Origin of the sequence: Halobellus sp. EA9, from assembly GCF_051195055.1 — an archaeon.
GTDB classification, from domain to species: Archaea; Halobacteriota; Halobacteria; order Halobacteriales; family Haloferacaceae; genus Haloquadratum; species Haloquadratum rubicundus.
In genome coordinates this window covers 49,705-70,404 of sequence record NZ_JBNTJW010000002.1, presented here as the reverse complement: position 1 = coordinate 70,404, position 20,700 = coordinate 49,705, and the positions used below count along the sequence as shown (strand labels likewise).

The following is a 20,700-nucleotide window of genomic DNA, read 5'->3' as shown; positions in this document are numbered from 1 at the left end:
GTCTTATTTGTCGGGGTGGACGAACTCGATCGCCTCCCGGACCTCTTTTTTGCCCCCGATGATCGTGATCCGATCGCCCTCCTGGAAGGTGAAGTCCGCGTCGGGGACGCGGGTGACGCCGTCGCGCTGGACGAGCGCGATCAGGCAGTCGTCGGGGAGTTCCGGGCCGATCTCGCGGACCGTCCGATCGATGATCTCCTCGGAGGTGACGTCGATCTCCTGGACGTCGCCCGAGCGGCCGATCTCGCTCATCCAGTCCATCATCGACGGGCGCTCGATGTAGTTGTCCATCGCCTGGGCGGTCGCGAGCGTGGCCGAGATGGTCCGGACGCCCAGCTCCTCAAACGCCTCGGCGTTGTCCGGGTTGTTCACCCGCGCGAGGATCGTTTCGGGCTCGAACTTCGAGCTCGCGAGCTGGGAGACGAGGAGGTTCACGTCGTCGTCGCCGGTCGCGCCGACGACGATCCGGACGTTCTCCGCGCCCGCCGACCGGAGGACGTCGGTGTCCGTTCCGTCGCCGTGATGGACGGTGAACCCGGCGTTGCGGGCGGTCTCGACGACCTGGGGGTCCTGTTCGATGAGCACTACGTTCTCTCCGCGGCCTTCGAGGCGTTCGGCGAGCGTCCGGCCCACCGTGCCGCCTCCGATGACGAGTACGCGCATTGGGATGATGTCGAGGTATTCGGCTATCTGACGGGCGAAACCACCTTCGAGGACGACCGTGACGAGGATGACGAGGAAGACCGTCCCGACGAGCGTGTCGGCCGCCTCGGTGAGCCCCGCGTTGCGGAGCTCGATGGCGAAGAGCGTCGCGACCGACGCGGGGATGATCCCGCGGGGGCCGACGAGGCTCATGAACCACTTCTCGCCGGTGCTGAAGCGGTCGCCGTACGCAGAGAGGAAGACGAGCGCCGGGCGGAGCACGAGCGCGACCACCGCGGTGACGAGCAGGCCCCGCGGCCCGATCGTCCGCAGGATGTCGAACTCCAACAGCGCCGCGAGCGCGATGAAGACGAACGAGAGGACGACGAGCGTCACGTCGCCTTTGAACGCCGAGATCTCCTCCTCGTAGGGGATCTCGGCGTTGCCGAGCAGGATGCCGGCGGTCGCGACCGCCGCGATCCCGGCCTCCGTCGCGATGGCGTCGGCGGCGCCGTAGGAGACGAGCGCGCCCGCGAGGACGAGCAGCCGGGCGTTCTGCGGCGCGTTCCCCGGCGAGAGGTCGACGTACCGGATCACGTACAGGAGCGTGGCCGCGACGAGGCCGCCGACCAGGATCCCGACGCCGAGCCGCTCTGCGAACAGTCGCAGGAGTTCGACCGGATCGGTGACGCCGGTGATGATCGCCTCGAAGATGACGACCGCGAGGATCGCCGCCGTCACGTCGTTGACGATGCCCTCGGTCTCGAGGACGGTCTCGACCCGGTCGCGCGCCGGGACGACCTCCAGGATCGGCGTGATGACCGTCGGCCCGGTGGCGACCAAGAGTGCGCCGATCAGGAACGCGACGAGCCAGGAGGTGTTGAGCAGGACGTTGACCGCGACGGCCGTCCCCAGGAAGGCGACGGCGGCGCCGATCGTGACGAGCTTCAGCGTCGCCGCCGGGGCTTCCCGGAGCTTCTCGATCCGCAGGTGGAAGGCGCCCTCGAAGACGATGATCGCGACCGAGAGGCCCACGATGGCCGACAGCGCGTTCCCGAAGGAGTTCGGACCGACGACGCCGAGCACCTCCGGGCCGAGGAGGATCCCCGAGGCGATGAGGAACACGACGCTCGGGACCCGATACCGGTCCGAGAGGATCTGCGAGATCACGCCGATCCCGATGATCGCCGCGACGATGGGGATGAGGTTCGCCCCGCCGCCGGTCGCCACTATGGTCCCTCCATTACCTCGGGATGGATCCTAGAGCGGTATAAATCCACACATTCCGGAGGGTTTTATCCCGTCCGACGCTGATGAATAGCTAAATGAAGGCGGCTTTCCGTGGACAAATGTGGGTTTTCGGTCAGTCGTCCTCGTAGAGCATCTCGATCTGGTCGCCGTATCGGTCGAGGATGTTGCGGCGCTTCTTCTTCATCGTCGGCGTCAGCGTGTCGCTCTCGGCGGAGAACTCCTCGGCGACGAGCCGGAAGCGCTTGATCCGCTCGTGGGATTCGAGGCCCTCGTTGACGGCGTCGACCTCCCGCTCGATGCGCTCGCGGACGCGGTCGTCGCGGACGACGGCCTCCGGGTCCTCGGGAAGGTCGACGCCCGCGCCGTCGGCCCACTCGCGGAGCCCCGCGAAGTTCGGGACGATCAGCGCGGAGACGAACTTCCGGCCGTCGCCGAGGACGAAGCACTGCTCGACGACGGGACTGGCGGCGAAGGCGTCCTCGATCGGGCCGGGCGCGACGTTCTTGCCCGTCGAGAGGACGATGAGCTGCTTGGCGCGCTCGCGGAACGCGAGGTAGCCGTCCGGACGCAGCTCGACGATGTCGCCGGTGCGGAACCACCCGTCCTCGGTGAACGCGCGCTCGGTGTCGTCGGGGCGGTTCCAGTAGCCCGAAGAGACGTTCGGCCCGCGGACGAGCAGTTCGCCCACGTCGCCGCCGGCCGCACCGGTCTCCTCGGGGACGAGGCTCGCGTCGAGGTCGACCTCGACGTCCTGGAGCGGCGGGCCGATCGTCCCCACCTTCGGCGCCTCGGGCGGATTGACCGAGACGACGGGGGCGGTCTCGGTGAGGCCGTAGCCCTCCAGTATCGGGAGGTCCATCGCGTGGTACAGCCGGCAGAGCTCCGGCGAGAGGCTCCCGCCGCCGCTGATGAAGAACTCGACGCGCCCGCCGAGCGCCTCGCGCACCTGCGAGAACACGAGCCGGTCCGCGAGGTCGTGTTTTAGCGAGAGCAGCGCGCCGGGGTCGTCCGCCGCCTGGTGTGCCCTCCCGACGTCGACCGCCCACTCGAAGATGCGCCGGCGGACCGGCGACGACGACGCCTGCGACCGGATCGCGTCGTAGAGCTTCTCGTAGACGCGCGGGACGCTCGTGCCCACGGTCGGCCGGACCAACTGGAAGTCCGCCCGGAGCGTGTCCGGGCTCTCGGCGTAGGCGACGGTCGCGCCGGCGGCGAACATCAGGAAGTGGCCCGCGAGCCGCTCGAAGACGTGCGCCAGCGGCAGGAACGAAAGCGTCGTCGACGCCGAGGACACCGAGGGCGTCGGACGGTCCGGCCGCGGGCCGAACCGCCGGTAGCACTGATTCACGTTCGCGCGGAAATTGCGGTGTGTGAGTTCGACGCCCTTCGGCTGGCCGGTCGTGCCCGAGGTGTAGATCAGCGACGCGAGGTCGTCGGGGTCGCGGGCGTCGAGCCACGACTCGTAGGCGTCGGAATCGATGGTCTCGGCCCCGCGTTCGTACACCTCGCCGAGCGAGAGGACGTCGTCGCGGTCGCGGACCGCGCCGGCCATCCCGCTCCCGTCGGGGAGGTCGTCGACGACGACGACGAAGGAGAGATCGAGGTCCGCCTCGACCGCGAGGACGCGCGAGAGCAGTTCGGCGTTCTCGACGACGACGCCCGCGGCGTCGGGGTCCGAGAGGAGGTACTCGACCTGGGACTCCGAGGAGGAGGTGTAGACGGTGGTGACGACGGCGCCGGCCGCGAGCAGCGCGAAGTCGGTCTGGGCCCACTCCATCCGCGTGTCCGAGAGGACGCCGACGCGGTCGCCGGCGTCGACCCCGAGCGACCGGAAGCCGGCGGCGAGCGCGCGGACGATCTCGCGCATCTCGGCGTAGGTCAGTTCGGCGAACTCGCCGTCCGGCGCCGCCGCGACGGCGCCGCTGGAGACGAGCGATCGGTCGTAGATCCCGCCCTTGTACCGCTGTGCGCCCGACGCCGCGTTCCGCTCGGCGCTTGCTTCGAACATCCGACCCAGCGTCTCGTCGCCGAGGGCGTCGTCATCGAACGCCGCCTCGGCCTCCCGCCACGACATACCGGGGGGACGCGCCGGGCGGAATTAAATCCATAGACCTTCCGTGCCGAGCCGTTGTTCACAGTTGAACCGGGGAGAACGCGCGCCGGGTTTACCCGCCGTCGAGGGAACGCGAATCGAACGGGATCCGTCGGACGACGGCCCCGAAGTGGGCACAGAGGCCGCCGAGTCCGCCGAGCGTGATCGCGGCCAGGAACGTCCGCGCCGCGGTCCGCCACGGCGGGAGGCCGACGGAGTCGCCGGCGACCTGGGCGGGTGGGAATCCGGTGCCGCCGACGCGGACGTAGCCTGCGTCGGTGACCGGAACGTCCCCCAGACCGACGCGGAACAGGAGCGCGAGCGCGACGAGCGCCGGGGCGTACCCGACGGCGACGGCCGCTCCGGCGAGGAAACTCTCACCGAGGGAGCGAACCGACGAGAGCAGCCACGCCGAGACGCCTCCCGCAGCGATCAGCAGTCCCACGGGGAGCGCCCCGAGCCACCGTGCGCCGGGACCCTCGATCAGTTCGACGAGGTTCCGGTTGATCACGGCGCGAGAGCCGTCGGTCACGTCGACGAGCGACACCGGGATCCCCATCGTCCCGCCGTAGGTCCAGACGGGAACGAACGGCGCGGGGACCGGCGCGCCGCTCGTCATCGACGTGACCGCGGGGAGACGGCCGAACGCGCCGTCGGTGGCGACGACGAGCCAGAGTCCGGTGACGGCAACGCCGACGGCGACCGTGCCCGCGCCCACGACGAGGGCGAGCGCGAACAGACACCGGACCGATCGAGGCGGATGCGGGTCGCGACAGCGGTCGAGGAAGGCGCGAGTGCTGGAGGGCACGGCGGGCGTTGGAGACGACGGCGCATAGAAGTACGGGGTCGCTCACACGACGAACCGCAGCAGCCACAGCGTCGCCATCCCGGCGGCGATGGTCGCGAAGACGTCCTCGACGTACCAGGTGGCCGCGGCCGCGACGATCCCGGCGAGGAGGCGCTCGTTGCCGACGAGCGCGATCGTCCCCCCGGGCGCGACGATCGCCGGGACCGCCAGCGCGGCGAGCACCGCGGGCGGCACGAACCGGAGCGCGTGGACGAGGCGGTCGGGGACGTCGTCGAGCCGGCCGAACAGGTAGATGAACGACCCCCGGATCGCGAAGGTGCAGACGCCCAGCGCGACGATCGCGCCCCAGATCGCGAGCGGACCGTACTCGGTGGGCATCAGTGCCCACCTCCCGGCTCCGAACCCGCCTCGTCGTCGGTCGATCCCAGGGCCGCGTCGGTGGCGACGCCGGCGACGACGCCGACGACGCCCCCGGCGATGAGGCCGAGGTTGAACGGCGCGGCGAAGACGCTGCCCGCGAGCGCGACCGTCCCGCCGACGATCGCCGCGACGGCCTTCGGCGGGGAGGTGACAGTCGGGACCAAGAGGCCCAGGAAGACGAGCGGGACCGCGAACTCCAGGCCCCACGAGTCGGGGACGCGCGCGCCGACGACGATTCCGAGGATCGTACAGACCTGCCAGAGGAGCCACAGCGACACCGCCACCGTGAGGTAGTAGTTGCGCCGCTCCGAGGGGGAGAGGTCCTCGTCGCTGTACCGGGCGATAGAGAGCGCGTAGGCCTGGTCGGTCAGGACGTACGCGCAGGCGGTCTTCCACCACGCCCGGAGCGGCCGGAAGCGCGGCGCGATCGACGCCGAGTACATCAGCATCCGGAGATTGATCACGACGCCGGTGAGGACGACCACCAGCAGTTCGGCGTTCCGTCCGAACAGATCGATCGCGGCCAGTTGGGACGCGCCGGCGAAGACGACGACCGAGAGGCCGATCGTCTGGAGGGGCGTGAGGCCGGCGTCGACGCCCGCGGCGCCGGCCACCAGCCCGAACGGGACGAATCCGATCAGGACGGGACCGGCGTCGCGGAGGCCGCGGGCGACCTCTGGCGGGAACGAAGCGCGGGACACGGCGGGACATCGAAGCGGGACGGCTAAACCGCTACCGTTTCGGGCGCGAGCGGGGCGCCGACGGGCCCGGTCCGTCGGCCCGTGCGACACCCCTAACTACCTCTCCCGAGTAGGGGCCGCTATGTCGAACGACGCGCAGTCGCAGGCCGGGACGGCCGAGGGGCAAGGCCCCGTCGAGGTCTCTATCGAGGTCGCCCGGCAGTTAGAGGAAAAGCGCGAGGAGCTCTTCGAGGAGTTCGAGATCCGGGACCGGTTCCCGTCCGAGGTCCGCTCGGAGGCGCGCGCGCGGACCGAGGGCATCCAAGCGGAGATCGAAGACGAGATCGACGAGCGGACGGACCTCCGCGACCTCACGACCTGGACGACCGACCCCGTCGACGCCCAGGACTTCGACGACGCGCTCAGCATCGAGGAGGGCGAGGAGACCTACACGCTGTGGGTCCACATCGCCGACGTCACCCACTACGTCCACCCGGGCTCGGAGATGTGGGCCGAGGCCGTCGAGCGCGGCAACACGGTCTATCTGCCCGGCTACACGATTCACATGCTCCCGCCGGTGCTCGCGGAGACGGTCTGTTCGCTCGTCCCCGAGGAGGATCGCCTCGCGCACACGGTCGAGATGGAGATCGACAAGGAGACGCTCTCGTTCGAGAACGTGGACATCTACAAGTCGGTCGTCCACTCCGACGAGCGGCTGACCTACACGCAGTGCGAGCGCCGACTCGACGACCCCGAGGCGCCGCTCCACGACGAGAACGCCCTGGTCTACGAGCTCGCCGACCAGCTCCACGAACAGCGCAAGGAGGACGGCTCGCTCGTGTTGAATCCGAGCCGCGACCGCGCCCACACGATCATCGAGGAGTGTATGCTGAAGGCCAACAAGGCCGTCACCCACGAGCTGATGTGGAACCGCGGCGTCGAGGCGATGTACCGCGTCCATCCCCAGCCGACCCCCGATCAGTGGGACGACGCGCTCAGAGAGATCAACGACCTCGACGGCGTCAACATCTCCGGCGCCAACTGGGACGACCCGCGGAAGGCCGTCAACGACGCCCTGGAGAACTCCGAAAAGCGGGCGCTGAACAAGATCCAGCGCGCCGTGCTGAAGGTGATGCCCCGCGCGAAGTACATGAACGACCCCTTCGGCGGGCACTACGCCCTGAACTTCGACATCTACGGGCACTTCACCTCGCCGATCCGGCGGCTCTCGGACCTCATCAACCACTGGATCGTCCACGAGAACGACGTTCCCGAGGACCTCGTGGAGCTGTGCGACCGCGCCTCCGAGCGCCAGAAGGACGGCGAGACGGCCGAGCGGCTCTACAAGCAGTTCCTGGAGGAGGTCGGCCTCGACCCCCACGCGGTCAACAACCGCGGGATCGTCACCGTCGACGAGGACGGCGCCGTCGTCAACGAGGAAGGCCTCCCGCCCGAGCGGATCGACCTGCGGGACGAGTGAGCGGGCGCGTCGTCGGCCACCTCACCGCCGGGCGGCGGTGACTGCCGATCGGCTCAGTGTTTGTGGGTGAAGAGGAGGACCTCGTCCTCGTGGGTGGTCACACAGAGGTCCAAGAGCATACTGAGTTCGAGGCTGTTGTACTCGTCCTCGCAGATGACCAGGTCGTCGAACGGCTCGCCGCAGGCGGGACAGGCGATGGCCACGGTGTTCCGGTACGTCGTCACCCCGCCGGCCGACTCGTGGGGCGTCAGCGACGAAGTGAGCTCCTCGTACTCTTCGTCTTCCATCGTTCCCACGAACGAGGCGGTCCATCATAATTCTACTCCTCGCGTCGGGCGCCGCGGCGCCGACGCCAGCGGCCGGCGACCCCCGACTCACTCCGCGAGCGGGAGTTCGACGACGAACACCGCGCCCTCGGGCTCGTTGTCCTCGACCCACACCGCGCCGCCGTAGGCGTCGACGAGCGACTGGACGAGGTAGAGCCCGAGGCCGGTCCCGCTGCTTTCGAGCCCCTTTTCGCCCTTCCCGAAGATGGCTTCCTTTCGGGAGTCGGGGACGCCCGGCCCGTTGTCGGCGATGCGGACCCGGGCGACCGCGTCCTCGTCGTCGACGGTCGCAGAGACGACCACCTCGGCGACGTCCTCGTCGTTGTGCTGGACCGCGTTCGAGAGGAGGTTCCCGAACACCGAACTGAGGAGGTCGTCGCCGCGCACCGAGACGTCGGGGAGCGACCCCTCGACGGAGACCGCGGCGTCGGTCGTCGCCGAGCGCAGTTTCTCGATCTCCCCGGAGAGGACGGCCCGGAGATCCACCGGTCGCGGCTCGTCGGCGTCGGTCAGGAGCAGGTCGGCGATGTTTCGGGCGGTCTCCGTGAGCTCGACCGCGTGGCTCGCGCTCTCGCGGATCTTCTCCAGGTGCTGGCGGTTCTGCCGGGTCGTCTCGTCCGTCTCCGCGTCCGCGTCGGGGAAGGACTCCGCCAGGAAATCGGCGTGGGCGGTCACGAGTTGGAGGTCGTTGCGGATGTCGTGGCGGACCACCTGATTCAGGACGTCGAGGTTGTCGCGCTGCTTGCGGAGGCGCTTTTCGTACTCCTTGCGGTCGGTGATGTCGATGTAGACGCCGAACTGGCGCGAGACGCTGCCCTCGGGGTTGATCGGGGCCGACCGGAAGAGGAAGTCGCGGACGCCGTCTTCCGTCCGTCGGCGGACCTCCCGGGTGAGCTGTTCGCCCTCTGCGGCCCGCTCGTCGATCCGCGCGGCCTCGGCGCCGATCTCGTCGTCGTCGGGGACGATCAGGTCGTTGATGTCCCGTCCGATCACCGCTTCGGCGTCGTAGCCGAAGGTCTCCTCGAAGGCCGCGTTGACGTCCCGGAGGTACGTCCCGTCGTCCGTGAGTTCGACGTTGACGATCGGCACGGGGACGCCCTCGAACAGCGCCTCGAAGCGGTCGCGTTCGCGTCTGAGCGCCCGCTCGCGCGCTCGGCTCTCGTCGCGGGACTGCTCGATCGCCCGGCTGACGCGGTTGAAGCTGCGCTCGATCTGCTGCCACTCCTCGGCGTCGTCGAGACTGATCTCGGAGCCGTAGCGTCCGGCTTCGAGCGCCTCGAACCCCGCGAGGAGGCGCTCGACCTGCTGGATGTTCGAGCGGTAGATCCACAGCCCGAACCCGAACAGGACCGCGAGCACCGCCACGACCGAGGCGGCCTGGAGGACCGTCACCGTTCGGATCGTCGACTCGACGTCGGCCCGGTTCTCGCGGACGCTGACCGTCCAGCCCGTCTGTGAGACCGTGACGTTGTGGGCGAAGCCGACCGTCTCGATCGGATTCGACGCGTAGATTACCTCCCCGCGCTGTGCGTACATCGTCAGCTGCTGTCCGTCGTCCAGCGTCGACGCGAACGACGAGAAGAAGGCGTGCTCCGAGAGGTGGAATGCGGCGTTCAGCGTGCCGACGACGCGGCCGTCGCGGGTGATCGGCGTGCTGACCGTGATGATGTAGTTGCCCGAGTCCGCCTCCACGGGGTCGCTGATGTACGTCTCGCCGGCGAGCGCGCGCCGGAAGTACGTCCGGTCGCCGAAGTCCGAGCCGATCAGTTCGCGGCGCGTCTCCGGGGAGACGTCCGAGACGATGTTCGTCATCGTGCCGTTGGCGGCGATGACCGAGGCGCCCGAGAAGTTCGAGCGGTTCCGAAAGCGCGCCAGCGCCCGGCGCTGGGCCGCGGTCCCGTGCCGCGCCAGGTCGGGGTTGTCGGCCGCGACCGCGACCGTCCGCTCCAGGGCGGCGAGCTGCTGGTCGAGCGACGAGCCGACGAACTCGGCCGACCGTTCGACCTCCGTCTGCTCCTGGGCGTAGAGCGTCCCCTTGTACTCCTGGAAGCCGACGAAGACGGCCCCCGCGAGCACGACCGCGACCAGCAGGACCGACAGGACGAAGGCGCGCTTGATCCTCACTACCGAGGCTCAGCGACGGTAGCAAATTGAATGTACTGATTCTACGGCGCCGGGCCCTCCACCCGTCGGTCGGTATTGGCGCGCCCCCGAACCGGCGTTCGCGCGGCCACCGCGACGCCGACGAGGACGCCCGCGGCGTGGCCGACGTTCGCGACGCCGGGAGTGCCGAGGAGCGCCGCCGCGAGGAGTTCGGCGGCGACGAGCGCGACCGCACACGCGCCGAACAGCGTCGCGAGGAGTTCGAGGTCGCTTACGCGGCGGCGACGCGGGAAGTACGCGACCGCGAAGCCGCCGGACGCGAAGACGACGCCGCTGATCCCGTAGACGGCGATGGTGGGGTCGGAGCCGAAGAGCAGGCTCCAGCCCGCCAGCGCGGCGATCGAGCCGGCGGCCGAGACCGCGACGAGGACCGCGAACCGCCGCGTCGCGAGCGTCGCCTCCGCGACGCGGCCGAAGGCAAAGAGCGTGAGCGCGTTCGGCACGACGTGGGTGAGGCCGCCGTGCAGGAGCGGCGACAGCGGCCACGCGAGCCACGGCGCCCGGAGGTAGACGTAATTCGTCGCCGCGAAGACCGACGGCGCGTCCCACAGGACGGTCTGGAACGACTGGAGGGCGTACACCGCACAGACGGCCACGACGAGGAGGTCCGTGATCGGCGCCGACAGCGCGCGGTGCTGGGCCACCACCGGTCGCAGGCCGTTCTCGAACGGCGTGAGCAGATTCGACACCGAGACGCGTCGCATCGGCGCGATAGTGCGGCCCGCGGGAGTATGAGTGCTTGGGCGGCGAGGGTTTATCACCGAAACCGGGACCAGGGTCGCTGTGACGTAGCATCAGCCCCGCGCCGAACAGCGGGTGTCCGGCACAGCGGCGCGGGCGAGGGCGGGTGTCGGCTGTTCGCAACCGTCCGAGCGGAGCGGCCGCGCCCCCACCCGCGGACCCGCCGGATTCTTGTCGCGTCGGCGTGAGCGACCGACGTGCGACTCGTACAGGTGATGGTCCCGACCGGAAAGCGCGAGGCGGTCCTCGACGTCCTCGACGACGAGGAGGTCGACTACGCCGTCTCCGACGAGACCAGCGGCCGCGACTACACCGCCGTGGTGACGTTTCCGCTCCCGACGGCCGCCGTCGAGCCGGTCCTCGACCGCCTGCGGGGCGTCGGGATCGAACGGGACGCCTACACCGTCGTCGTGCAGGCCGAGACCGTCGTCTCCGAGCAGTTCGAGGCCCTGGAGGAGCGCTACGAGACCGACGAGGAAGAGGCCGGCAACGGCGACCGGATCGCCCGCGAGGAGCTCGTCGCCCGCGCCGACGAGATGGCGCCGACGGTCCGGCCGTACGTCCTGATGACGGCCGTGAGCGCCGTCGTCGCGACCGCGGGGCTCCTGCTGGACTCGCCCGCGGTCGTCGTCGGCTCGATGGTCATCGCCCCGCTCATCGGCCCGGCGATGGCCACGAGCGTCGGCACCGTCGTCGACGACAGCGAGCTGGTGCTTCGCGGGGTCAAGCTCCAGGCGCTCGGCGGCGCCCTGGCGATCGGCGCCGCCGCCGTCTTCGCGTTCCTGCTCCGGGTGACGAACGTCGTCCCGCTCACCGCCGAGGAGGTCTTCGCGATCGGCGAGATCCGAGAGCGGCTCGCGCCCGATGTCCTCTCGCTCGTGATCGCGCTCGGCGCGGGGGCCGCCGGCGCGGTCTCGCTGTCGTCGGGCGTCTCCTCAGCGCTCGTCGGGGTGATGATCGCCGCGGCCCTGGTGCCGCCGACCGCGGTCGTGGGGATCGGCATCGCCTGGGGCGCGCCGCAATCCGTCGTCGGCTCGGCGGTGCTCGTCCTCGTGAACATCCTCGCGATCAACCTCGTCGCGCTCGTCGTCCTCTGGCGGCTGGGCTACCGGCCGAAGCTGTGGTTCCGCGAGGAGGAGGCGCGCGCGGCGACGCTCAAGCGGATCGCCGCCCTCGGAGCGGTGCTGCTCCTCCTGACGGGGCTGCTCGGTGCGTTCACCTACAGCGCCTACCGGACCGCAGACTTCGAGGAGGAGGCGACCGCGGCGATCAAGGCCGAACTGCCGCCGGAGGCGACGCTGTTGGATATGGAAGTCGTCTACGAGGGCTTCCCGCTCCAGACGCCGCAGCGGATCGTCGTCACCGTCGGATACCCGCCCGGAACAGATCCGCCGGCGGTCGCGAGCGCCATCCGCGACCGAGTGGCGACGCTCGCGCCGGACCCTATCGGACCGTTCGGCCACGCGGACGTCAGCGTCCAGATCCGGTACGTCGGCGTCGACGCCGCCGCGTAGGCGCGGGTCCGAGGCGAAGACGCAAATCCGCCTTTGCGCTAAGCGCGCGTTCAATACCCGAACCGTCGTTAGAGCGGTATGAATCGCCGGTTCGGGTTCGTCACGATCGCCGTCGCAGCGCTGGTACTGCTCGCAGGCTGTGCCGCGCCGCTTCAGACCGACAACGGAACCGCAACAGCCGCGGCTGACACGACCGGGGACCGCACGATCTCGACCGCCGGGACCGGCGACGCGTCGGCCGACCCCGACCGCGCGGTCGTGACGGTCGCCGTCACCGCCCGCGCCGAGACCGCCGAAGCGGCCCGGGGCTCGGTCGCCGCGGACGCGGCGCAGTTGCGTGAGGCGCTCCGCGAACTCGGAATCGCGGACGACGACGTGCGGACGGTCTCCTACAGGCTCTCGCCCCGGTACGAGTCGCTCGACGGGCGGAGCGGCGGCGGAGTCACGGGCTACGAGGCAGTCCACGCCTACCGGATCGAGACCGCGCCCGCCGAGGCCGGACGCGTCGTCGACACCGCCGTCGGCAACGGCGCCAGCGAGGTGTACGGCGTGTCGTTCACGCTGAGCGACGAGGCCCGCGCCGAACTCCGCGCACAGGCGCTGGAGCGCGCGATGGCGGACGCCAGAGCCGACGCCGACGTCGTCGCCGCCGCGGCCGGGCTGTCGGTGACGGGCGTCCAGTCCGTCTCCGCGGGCGGCGATTACGGCCCGGTCTACGAGAGCCGAGTCGCGGTCGACACCGGCGGGGCGGGGACGCAGTTCGACGCCGGTCCCGTGACGGTGATCGCACGGGTCGACGTCACCTACACCGCGGCGTAGGCCGTCGAAAAAGCGTTTTTCGCGGCGCCCGCTACTCCTGTCGCGACGGCGGGATGTCCGGCTCCCAGGCGACGGCTTCGACCGCGGCGTCGAGGACCTCGTCCACTCCGTCGCCGCCCTCGACGCTCATCTGGTAGTCGGCGTCGACGTCGGTCGAGCGGTCGCTCTTGTTGTTGATCGTGAGGACGGGCACGTCCCGCTCCCGGAAGCGCGTCGCGACTGCGTCGCGCAGTTCCAGTTGGGCCGAGAGCGGATAGCCGCAGGCCTCGCTGGCGTCGACGACAAAAAGCACGGCGTCCGCGAGGTGTTCGAGCGCGCTCACGGCCTGGCGCTCGATGTCGTTTCTGTCCTCCTCGGGGCGGTCGAGCAGCCCCGGCGTGTCGATGATCTGGTACCGGATGCGGTCGCGCTCGAAGTGCCCCACGTGGACGCTCTTGGTCGTGAACGGGTAGCGGGCGATCTCGTTGTGCGCCCGCGTCACCTGATTGACGAACGAGGACTTGCCGACGTTCGGGTAGCCGGCGACGACGATCGCGGGCTCGTCCGGCCGGATGTCGGGCAGCGTCTTCAGCGAGTCGCGGGCCTCGCCGATGCGCTGGAGGTCCTCGGCGACCTCCTCGACGACGTCGGCCATCCGCGCGAACGCCTGCTTGCGGTGCTTCCGCGCCGTCTCGGCGTCCGTGTTCCGGAGCTTGGGCTGGTACTCGCGTCGGAGTTCGCTGATCTGTCGGCTCGCCCAGGTCACCTCCGAGAGGCTCTGTCGCAGCTCGTCGACGTCGACGATGGCGTCCGCGAGTTCGTAGTAGAAGGGGTCGACGGTACCGAAGTCGGGCCACTGGGTCACGACGTTTTCGAGGTTGTCCGAGAGGATCGACGAGGCCGTCTGCAACATCGACTGCTGGGCCTCCAGCCCGGACTTCGCTCGCCCCGCGCGCGCCGCCCGCGAGAACGCCTTGTCAAGAAGCTCCTCCGACCGGGGCGTCGTCGGAAGGGACTCGAAAATCATTACCGCCCCGTACTCGGCCGAGGGGTAAAAGCGCGTCCGTTCGGCCGCCACGCGCGGGATCGCCGATTCGGGAGGCGTCGGCCCGGACCGTTTTAGTCCCGCGGCCCGTCGGCGGCGGTATGGAGACGGACTGGCGCGCGGTGGGGATCGGGTTCGCGGTGATCGTCGTCGGATCGATCGTGGGGGTCGCCATCGCGCCCCTCGGCCAGCTAAGCGCGGGGCTCTTCGGCGGCGTCGCCGCCGGGTATCTCGCCGGCGGCGGGATCGGCAACGGCGCGTGGAACGGCCTGCTCGCGGGGTCGATCTCGGGGATCGTCGTCTCGGTCGTGATCGGCCTGATCGGCCTGTTGATCGGCGGCGCGATCGGCTTCGCCGGTGGACCGCTCGGAGGGCCGCTGGGCGGGATCCTCGGCGGACTCGGCGCGTTCGTCCTCGGGATCGTCGTCACCGTCTTCTTCGCGCTCGACAGCGCCCTCGGCGGCGCGATCGGCGGGGTCGTCGCCGACTGAGCCGACAGCCGGACAGCCGCGCCCGAGCGGTCAGCCGTCCTCGCCGCGGTCGAGGTACTCCTGCTGGACGGCGACGACCGCCGCCGAGTCCGCGCAGTCGGCGTACCGGCGGAGCGGCTCGTCGTTCAGTTCCAGGAAGGTGTGGCCCCAGGAGAACTTCGAGAGCAGTCCCTCCGCGCGGTCGCGACGCCCGAAGATGGCGAGCGCGGCGGCGAGCGCCTCGACGGTCGTCAGCCGCATCGGGCGCCCGAAGTTGACGGGGTTCGCCGCCACGAGATACGGCAGCGCGCGGTGCTCGCCCGGGAGCGAAAAGCGCGCTTCGCCCGCCGACTCCCACGAGCAGTCGAGCGCGACGAGCGCCCCCGCTCCCGCGCCCGTGTCGGCGTCCGCGGGCGAGAGCGCCCGCTCGGCGTGGGGATTGAGCACGACGCCGTAGGGGGTCGCCCGGTCCGATCGGTGGAGTTCGACGAGATCGAAGCGGGCGAGCTTTCGCGCCGTACACTTCTCGGGGTCGTCGTCGCCCTCGTAGCGGACGTGCAGCGAGCCGCTGAACCCCGCCGCGGACCCGTCGGAGTCGGCGGCGACGCGTTCGTCCGCGGCGGTGTCGGGATCGGCGGTCACAGTCGTCGTATGCGCCGGAAGCGCGAAAAGCCTTCCTCACTCGCGCCCGCCCGAAACGCGGCTGTGATAGTGATTACTCTCACTGTTTTCCGCCGAACGCCGTCACCAGGGTGGCGTTCGGCGATAAGAGACGAGAGGACACACTATCAGGAGTGCATACCCGCTCGGGCGGTTCTGATCTCGACGGTGCCGTCGGCCGACACGCGCACCGTCCTGTTCGACATCGAGAAGACGACGCTGGCGTCGTCGTTTCGCACGGAGGAGAGGAACCGCTCTGCGGGCTCTGTGTCGACGTCGGTGTACAGCTGCCGCCCGTCCAGCGACTCCTCGCCGTCGAGCGCAGAGAGGATCGTCGCATCGAGTTCGTCCGGGCCGTCGAAGTCGTGGTGGGCGACGGTCTTCCAGTGCCAGGAGCCGCCGCCCGCGAGGTGGTCCGTCCGTTCTGTCATACGTCAGTGGACTGACCGTACCGATAAGAAGGGGGATGACCGTCGCTCCGGTTTTCGCCGAATTAGCCCGATTATCGCGTTTAATCGGTCGTTACAGGGACTCAGCCCCGTCAGTCCCGGTCGCCGGCGCCGACCGCGGCCTCGCCGACCGGCTCGTGGCCCTCGATGACCTCGGTGCCGCCCATATACGGCCGGAGCGCCTCGGGCACGGTCACGGTTCCGTCGTCGTTCTGATAGTACTCCAGGATCGCGACCATCACCCGCGGGATGGCGAGGCCCGAGCCGTTCAGGGTGTGGAGGTACTCGGCGGACTCGTGCCGCTCGGGGCGGTACCGCAGGCCCGCGCGCCGCGCCTGGAACGCGCCGAAGTTCGAGACCGACGAGACTTCGAGCCAGCGGCCGCCCTCCTCGGGGCCGCCCTCCATATCGTCGGCCGGCGCCCACACCTCGATGTCGTACTTCTTGCGCTGGGTGAAGCCGAGGTCGCCCGTACACATCTCGAGGATCCGGTACGGGAGGTCGAGCCGCCGGAGCACCTCCTCGGCCTCGTCGACGAGGCCCTCGAAGCGGTCTTCGCTCTCGTCCGGCCGGACGAAGTTCACCATCTCGACCTTGTTGAACTGGTGGACGCGGACGATCCCGCGGGTCTCGGTGCCGTGTTCGCCCGCCTCGCGCCGGAAGTTCGGCGTGTACGCCTGAAGCTTGAGCGGGAGGTCGTCGTCCAGCAGGATCTCGTCGCGGTACATGTTCGTCACCGGGACCTCCGCGGTCGGGCAGAGCCACAGGTCGTCGTCGTCCCAGGGCTCGTCGTTGGCGCCGCCGAGGCGGTAGGCGTCCTCGGTGAACTTCGGGAACTGCCCGGTGCCGACCATCGATCGGGAGTTCACCGGGATCGGCGGGAAGACGTCGACGTAGCCCTGCTCGCGGTGGAGGTCCAGCATAAACTGGACTAGGGCGTGTTCGAGGCGCGCGCCGTCGCCCTTCGTGAAGTAGAAGCCGCCGCCAGTCACCTTCGCGCCGCGCCGGAAGTCCAGGATGTCGAGCTCCTCGCCGAGGTCGTAGTGGGGAACGACCTCGCTCGGGAGGTCGCGGAGGTCGCCGAACCCCTCCCGGCGGCGCTCGACGTTCTCCGACTCGTCCTCGCCGATCGGGACCTCGTCGGCGGGGATCTGGGGGATCTCCAGGAGCGCGGCCTCCAGTTCGGCCTCCAGTTCCTCGGCGCGGGACTCGACGTCTTCGAGCTCCGCTTTGAGCTCCTGGGACCGCTCGATGGCTTCCTGGGCCTCCTCGTCTTTGCCCTCGGCCTTCAGGTCGCCGATCTTCGAGGAGATCTCGTTGCGCTCGTGGCGGAGGTCGTCGCCGCGCTGTTTGAGCTCCCGCCACTCCTCGTCGACGGCGAGCACGCGGTCGAGATCGACGTCCTCGACGCCCTTGTGCTCTAAGGCCGCGCGAACCGCTTCGGGGTTCTCGCGGAGGAACTGTCTCCCGATCATACCCGCGCTTCTTCGGGATGCGGCAAAACCGTGTCGCATCCGCGAGCCGACACCGCGGGGTTCGACACGAGCCAACGAAAAGACACATACGCGATGGCGGACTGGGTGTCAGTAGCGTGAACTCGCGTATGGCGAATCGGATTCGGCGGCGGTTCGGGGACGCCTACGAGCGGATGCTCCGGCGGCAGCTCGATGCGGCCCCGACCCACGTCGCGATCATCCAGGACGGGAACCGACGCTACGCCCGCGAGCAGGGCGACGACGCGCCCGAGGGCCACCGCGAGGGCGCACAGACGACAGAGCAGGTGCTGGAGTGGTGCGACGAACTGGGGATCGAAGAGCTGACGCTGTATGCCTTCTCGACGGAGAACTTCAACCGCCCCGAGGAGGAGCTCGAACCGCTCTTCGACCTCCTCGAATCGAAGCTCTACGAGTTCGCCGACGCCGACCGCGTCCACGAGAACGGCGTCCGGATCGGCGCGATCGGCGACGTCGAGCGGCTCCCCGACCGCGTCCGGGAGGCCGTCGAGTACGCCGAGTCCCGGACCGCCGAGTACGACGCGCTCCGGCTCAACATCGCCCTCGCGTACGGCGGTCGCTCCGAGCTCCTGGGCGCCGCACGGGAGATCGCACGGGAGGTGGACGCGGGCGAGCTCGATCCCGAAGACGTCGACACCGACGCCGTCGAGGACCGGCTGGCGCGCCACACCACCCGCGCCGTGGACCTGATCGTCCGGACCGGCGGCGACGAGCGGACCTCGAACTTCCTGCCGTGGCACGCCAACGGCAACGAGGCCGCCGTCTACTTCTGTGCGCCCTACTGGCCGGAGTTCTCGAAGATCGACTTCCTGCGCGGGCTCCGGACCTACGAGTCCCGCGCCGAGTCCTGGCGCCAGTCCCGGACCGAGCGGGCCGTCGCGCTTTTGCGCGCGGTCGCGGAGACCGAACTCGCCGACGCGAAAGCCGTCGCCGGACGGCTCCGCGCGCAACTGCCGTCCGCGGGGGCCCGGGAAGTCTCGGCCGAACTGGAGCGCCAGCACGGCACCGACGCGCCGTCCGTCGAGCGGGCCGACTGATTTCGGACCGTCCGGCGGTCTTCGGGAGGCCGACGACCGCACGGTCGCCTCGATCGAACGGTGTCAGCGGCCGAACCGCCGCTGTCGGTCCTGGTAGTCAAGCAGCGCCCGGAGGTAGTCACGGCGGCGGAAGTCCCGCCAGTTGACGTCCGTGAAGTACAGCTCCGAGTAGACCGACTGCCAGATCAGGAAGTCCGAGAGCCGCTCGGCGCCGGTCTTGATCAGCAGATCGGGCTCGTCGTCGAAGACGAGCCGCTCTTCGATGCGGTCGGCGTCGACGTCGTCGGGGGCCAGGTCGCCGGCTTCGACCGCCTCGGCGATCTGCCTGACGGCCGCGGCGAACTCCCGCTTGCCGCCGAGGCCGATGCTGATCCGGATCGGGGCGTCGGCGCGCTCGGTGTCGCCGGGGGCGCGGACGTCGACCGGCCGCGGCGCTTCCACGCTCCGGAGTTCGCGTTCGAGCGTCGGCACGACGGCCTCGTCGAGGACGCTGACAGAGACCGTCACGCGCCGGGCGCCGTACTCGAAGGCCCACTCGAAGAAGTCCGCGAGCGTGTCGTAGGCGCCCTGCTCCAGGAGGTCGCGCTCGGTGATCACGACCGCGACGTGCGCCGGCGGATCGGCGTCGTGGAGCCGGTAGCGGAGGGCGAGGTACCGATCGTACAGTCCCACGCCAGAGCGTGCGCCGCCGAGGGGTAAATGCTCCCGGGTTCGGCGAGCGCGCGCCCGAGACCTCCCGTGCCGAAACCGCGACACGCGATGTCGGGACCGTTAAGTGCGCGTCGGCGGAATCCCGGAGCGTGCAACCGACGCTTCGGCGAGCGGGCGGGTTCGCCCTCGTTGGGACGCTCGCGGTCGCCGCCCCGGTGCTCGGCCGGGCGGCGTTCGTCCCGTTCGCCGCCGTCGCCGTCCTCGCGGCGTTCGTGATCACGGACGGGCCGCTGTTCGACCTCTTCGCCCGGCCCGCGGACCGCCGCGAGGGTCGGCTGAACGGCCTCGCCGGCTTCTCGCTCGCGGCGGCCGGCCTCGCGATCCTCGCCACCGAACTGGGCCTGCCGACGGACCTGTACGTCGCGGCGGTGTTCGTCCTCGCGTACGGGAACCTCGGCAAGCGGCTGGTGGCCGAGACCTCCGACGAGCCGTTCCTGGGCGCCGCGGGGTTCGGCGTCGGCGGCGCCGTCGCGGGGTTCGCCGGCCAGGCGGCCGTCTCCTCGCTGACGTCGACGTCGATCGCCGTCCCCCGGTTCGCCTTCCTCGCGGTCGCGGGCGCGCTCGTCGCCGCGCTCTTCCGGGAGATGCTCTTCGAGCGCGACGACCCGCTCGTGATGCTCTCGACGGGGCTGTTGCTGTGGCTGTTCGACGCGCTCGCCGTCTCTGTCGGCGTCGTCTCCGTCGGCGCCGCGCTCGCGGTCACCGTCGCGCTCGGCTACGCCTCCTACGCGCTCGGGGCGGCCTCCGTCGCCGGGATGCTCTCGGGCGTACTCCTGGGTCTCCTGGTGATCGTCTTCGGCGGCTTCGGGTGGTTCGCCGTCCTCATCACGTTCTTCGGCGTCGGGTCGCTGTCGACGAAATACCGGTACGAGGAGAAGAAGCGACGCGGCATCGCCGAGGAGAACGAGGGCGCGCGCGGCACCGGCAACGTCCTCGGCAACGCCGCCGTCGCGCTCCTGTGTGTGATCCTGTTCGCCGGCAGCCAGTCGCTTTCCGTCGAGGGCGCGGTCTTCCAGTTCGCCTTCGCGGGGTCGATGGCGGCCGCCCTCAGCGACACGCTCTCCTCGGAGATCGGCGGCCTCTACGACAGCCCGCGGCTCATCACGACCTTCGAGCCCGTCCCGCCGGGGACCGACGGCGGCGTGACCTGGCAGGGCGAGGTGTTCGGGCTCCTCGGCGCGCTCGTCGTGGGCGCCGTCGCGCTCGCGCTCCTGCCGGGCGTCTCGCCGACCGGCGCGGGCGTCGTCGTCCTCGGCGGCGTCGTCGGGATGACGGCCGACAGCGTCCTCGGCGCGACCGTCGAGGGGCCGCGGTTCGGCAACGAGGCGGTGAACTTCGCCGCGACGTTCGTCGGCGCGGTCGTGAGCGGCCTCGTCGCCCTGGCGCTGTTGTAGCGATGCCGACGATCCGCCGCGCCCGGCCCGCGGACCTCCCGACGCTCGCGGCGCTCCAGTCCGAACTCGACGCGCCGTCGCCGGACCTCCTCGCGTCGTTCGCCGCCGTCGGCGCCTGCCTCGTCGCGATCCCCGACGGTGAGCGGGTCGGCGTCGACCGAAATGGGGACGCGACCGACGACGGGCGGCGGCCCGTCGGCTACGTCCTCGTGGTCGGCCGCGGCGACGCGGACGGCGACGGCGGCGACGACGCCCACCTCGCGGAGCTGGTCGTCCACCCCGATCACCGCCGAGAGGGCTACGGCCGCGCACTCGTCGAGGCGGCGGTCGACCGGCAGGCGCCGGGGACGCGCTTGACGCTGCTCGTCGCGATCGACAACGACCCGGCGCGATCGCTCTACGAGTCGGCCGGCTTCCGGCCGATCGCGTACCAGCCGCGGTTCTACGAGGGCGGCGACGGACGGGCCGACGCGGTCGTCTACGCCTACGACGCCTGATGCGGTTA

The 20,700-nt window shown here is 70.3% G+C and carries 20 protein-coding genes; 7 read left to right on the top strand and 13 right to left on the bottom strand.

Annotated elements, in window-relative coordinates:
* Positions 1–3 precede the first annotated feature (3 nt).
* From ACQUQ0_RS03180 to ACQUQ0_RS03160, 5 genes are all read right to left on the bottom strand, one after another.
* Positions 4–1,872, bottom strand: coding sequence for a cation:proton antiporter domain-containing protein (locus ACQUQ0_RS03180; RefSeq protein ID WP_435183130.1), 1,869 nt, complete (start codon positions 1,870–1,872; stop codon positions 4–6).
* Positions 1,873–2,005: 133 nt separating this feature from the next.
* Complete coding sequence (locus ACQUQ0_RS03175; RefSeq protein ID WP_435183129.1) at positions 2,006–3,967, bottom strand: AMP-dependent synthetase/ligase; 1,962 nt, start codon at positions 3,965–3,967, stop codon at positions 2,006–2,008.
* 91 nt (positions 3,968–4,058) lie between these two features.
* The gene (locus tag ACQUQ0_RS03170) at positions 4,059–4,793 is read right to left on the bottom strand and encodes a hypothetical protein (RefSeq protein ID WP_435183128.1); all 735 of its coding nucleotides are present in this window, start codon (positions 4,791–4,793) and stop codon (positions 4,059–4,061) included.
* Between the two features lie 42 nt (positions 4,794–4,835).
* A complete protein-coding gene (locus ACQUQ0_RS03165) occupies positions 4,836–5,171 on the bottom strand; it encodes an AzlD domain-containing protein (RefSeq protein WP_435183127.1) in 336 nt (111 codons plus the stop codon).
* Positions 5,171–5,914 carry an AzlC family ABC transporter permease gene (locus tag ACQUQ0_RS03160; RefSeq protein ID WP_435183126.1) on the bottom strand — a complete coding sequence of 248 codons (744 nt, stop codon included), beginning with the start codon at positions 5,912–5,914 and terminating at the stop codon, positions 5,171–5,173. Before ACQUQ0_RS03160 ends, ACQUQ0_RS03165 begins: the two co-directional genes overlap by 1 nt.
* 121 nt (positions 5,915–6,035) lie before the next feature.
* Between ACQUQ0_RS03160 and ACQUQ0_RS03155 the strand changes: the two genes are divergently transcribed.
* Positions 6,036–7,373: a ribonuclease catalytic domain-containing protein gene (locus ACQUQ0_RS03155; protein WP_435183125.1), complete on the top strand. Its 1,338-nt coding sequence runs from the start codon at positions 6,036–6,038 to the stop codon at positions 7,371–7,373.
* A gap of 53 nt (positions 7,374–7,426) precedes the next feature.
* Here the strand turns inward: ACQUQ0_RS03155 and ACQUQ0_RS03150 are convergent, their stop codons facing one another.
* The 3 genes from ACQUQ0_RS03150 to ACQUQ0_RS03140 form a co-directional block, all read right to left on the bottom strand.
* Positions 7,427–7,660 carry a DUF7385 family protein gene (locus tag ACQUQ0_RS03150; protein ID WP_372386544.1) on the bottom strand — a complete coding sequence of 78 codons (234 nt, stop codon included), beginning with the start codon at positions 7,658–7,660 and terminating at the stop codon, positions 7,427–7,429.
* 87 nt (positions 7,661–7,747) lie between these two features.
* The gene (locus tag ACQUQ0_RS03145) at positions 7,748–9,823 is read right to left on the bottom strand and encodes an ATP-binding protein (RefSeq protein WP_435183124.1); all 2,076 of its coding nucleotides are present in this window, start codon (positions 9,821–9,823) and stop codon (positions 7,748–7,750) included.
* Positions 9,824–9,864: 41 nt separating this feature from the next.
* Positions 9,865–10,566 carry a rhomboid family intramembrane serine protease gene (locus tag ACQUQ0_RS03140; protein WP_435183123.1) on the bottom strand — a complete coding sequence of 234 codons (702 nt, stop codon included), beginning with the start codon at positions 10,564–10,566 and terminating at the stop codon, positions 9,865–9,867.
* 234 nt (positions 10,567–10,800) lie between these two features.
* On the opposite strand from ACQUQ0_RS03140, the gene ACQUQ0_RS03135 reads away from it, so the two are divergent.
* Both ACQUQ0_RS03135 and ACQUQ0_RS03130 read left to right on the top strand, forming a co-directional pair.
* On the top strand, positions 10,801–12,117 hold the full coding sequence (locus ACQUQ0_RS03135; protein WP_435183122.1) for a TIGR00341 family protein: 1,317 nt from the start codon (positions 10,801–10,803) through the stop codon (positions 12,115–12,117).
* Between the two features lie 78 nt (positions 12,118–12,195).
* The gene (locus ACQUQ0_RS03130; protein WP_435183120.1) at positions 12,196–12,936 is read left to right on the top strand and encodes an SIMPL domain-containing protein; all 741 of its coding nucleotides are present in this window, start codon (positions 12,196–12,198) and stop codon (positions 12,934–12,936) included.
* A 31-nt stretch (positions 12,937–12,967) separates the two neighbouring features.
* Here the strand turns inward: ACQUQ0_RS03130 and ACQUQ0_RS03125 are convergent, their stop codons facing one another.
* Positions 12,968–13,942: an NOG1 family protein gene (locus tag ACQUQ0_RS03125; protein ID WP_435183118.1), complete on the bottom strand. Its 975-nt coding sequence runs from the start codon at positions 13,940–13,942 to the stop codon at positions 12,968–12,970.
* Between the two features lie 119 nt (positions 13,943–14,061).
* Here ACQUQ0_RS03125 and ACQUQ0_RS03120 point away from each other — a divergent pair, with 119 nt between their 5' ends.
* Complete coding sequence (locus ACQUQ0_RS03120; RefSeq protein WP_435183116.1) at positions 14,062–14,451, top strand: DUF5518 domain-containing protein; 390 nt, start codon at positions 14,062–14,064, stop codon at positions 14,449–14,451.
* Between the two features lie 30 nt (positions 14,452–14,481).
* Here ACQUQ0_RS03120 and ACQUQ0_RS03115 read toward each other — a convergent pair whose 3' ends face one another.
* The 3 genes from ACQUQ0_RS03115 to serS all read right to left on the bottom strand — a co-directional run bounded on the left by ACQUQ0_RS03115 (position 14,482) and on the right by serS (position 17,014).
* Entirely contained in the window at positions 14,482–14,991 is a 510-nt protein-coding gene (locus tag ACQUQ0_RS03115) for a DUF367 family protein (RefSeq protein WP_435183479.1), read from the bottom strand.
* Between the two features lie 227 nt (positions 14,992–15,218).
* Positions 15,219–15,521 (bottom strand): HalOD1 output domain-containing protein, encoded by a 303-nt coding sequence (locus ACQUQ0_RS03110; protein ID WP_435183114.1) that lies wholly within the window; start codon positions 15,519–15,521, stop codon positions 15,219–15,221.
* Between the two features lie 110 nt (positions 15,522–15,631).
* Positions 15,632–17,014, bottom strand: a complete 1,383-nt coding sequence (serS, locus tag ACQUQ0_RS03105) for a serine--tRNA ligase (protein WP_435183113.1) — start codon at positions 17,012–17,014, stop codon at positions 15,632–15,634.
* Positions 17,015–17,142: 128 nt separating this feature from the next.
* On the opposite strand from serS, the gene uppS reads away from it, so the two are divergent.
* The gene (gene uppS, locus ACQUQ0_RS03100) at positions 17,143–18,090 is read left to right on the top strand and encodes a polyprenyl diphosphate synthase (protein ID WP_435183111.1); all 948 of its coding nucleotides are present in this window, start codon (positions 17,143–17,145) and stop codon (positions 18,088–18,090) included.
* A 63-nt stretch (positions 18,091–18,153) separates the two neighbouring features.
* Here the strand turns inward: uppS and ACQUQ0_RS03095 are convergent, their stop codons facing one another.
* Positions 18,154–18,762, bottom strand: coding sequence for an undecaprenyl diphosphate synthase family protein (locus tag ACQUQ0_RS03095; protein ID WP_435183109.1), 609 nt, complete (start codon positions 18,760–18,762; stop codon positions 18,154–18,156).
* Between the two features lie 128 nt (positions 18,763–18,890).
* On the opposite strand from ACQUQ0_RS03095, the gene ACQUQ0_RS03090 reads away from it, so the two are divergent.
* Positions 18,891–20,195, top strand: coding sequence for a DUF92 domain-containing protein (locus tag ACQUQ0_RS03090; protein WP_435183107.1), 1,305 nt, complete (start codon positions 18,891–18,893; stop codon positions 20,193–20,195).
* A gap of 2 nt (positions 20,196–20,197) precedes the next feature.
* Positions 20,198–20,692 carry a GNAT family N-acetyltransferase gene (locus ACQUQ0_RS03085; RefSeq protein WP_435183106.1) on the top strand — a complete coding sequence of 165 codons (495 nt, stop codon included), beginning with the start codon at positions 20,198–20,200 and terminating at the stop codon, positions 20,690–20,692.
* Positions 20,693–20,700: the final 8 nt, after the last annotated feature.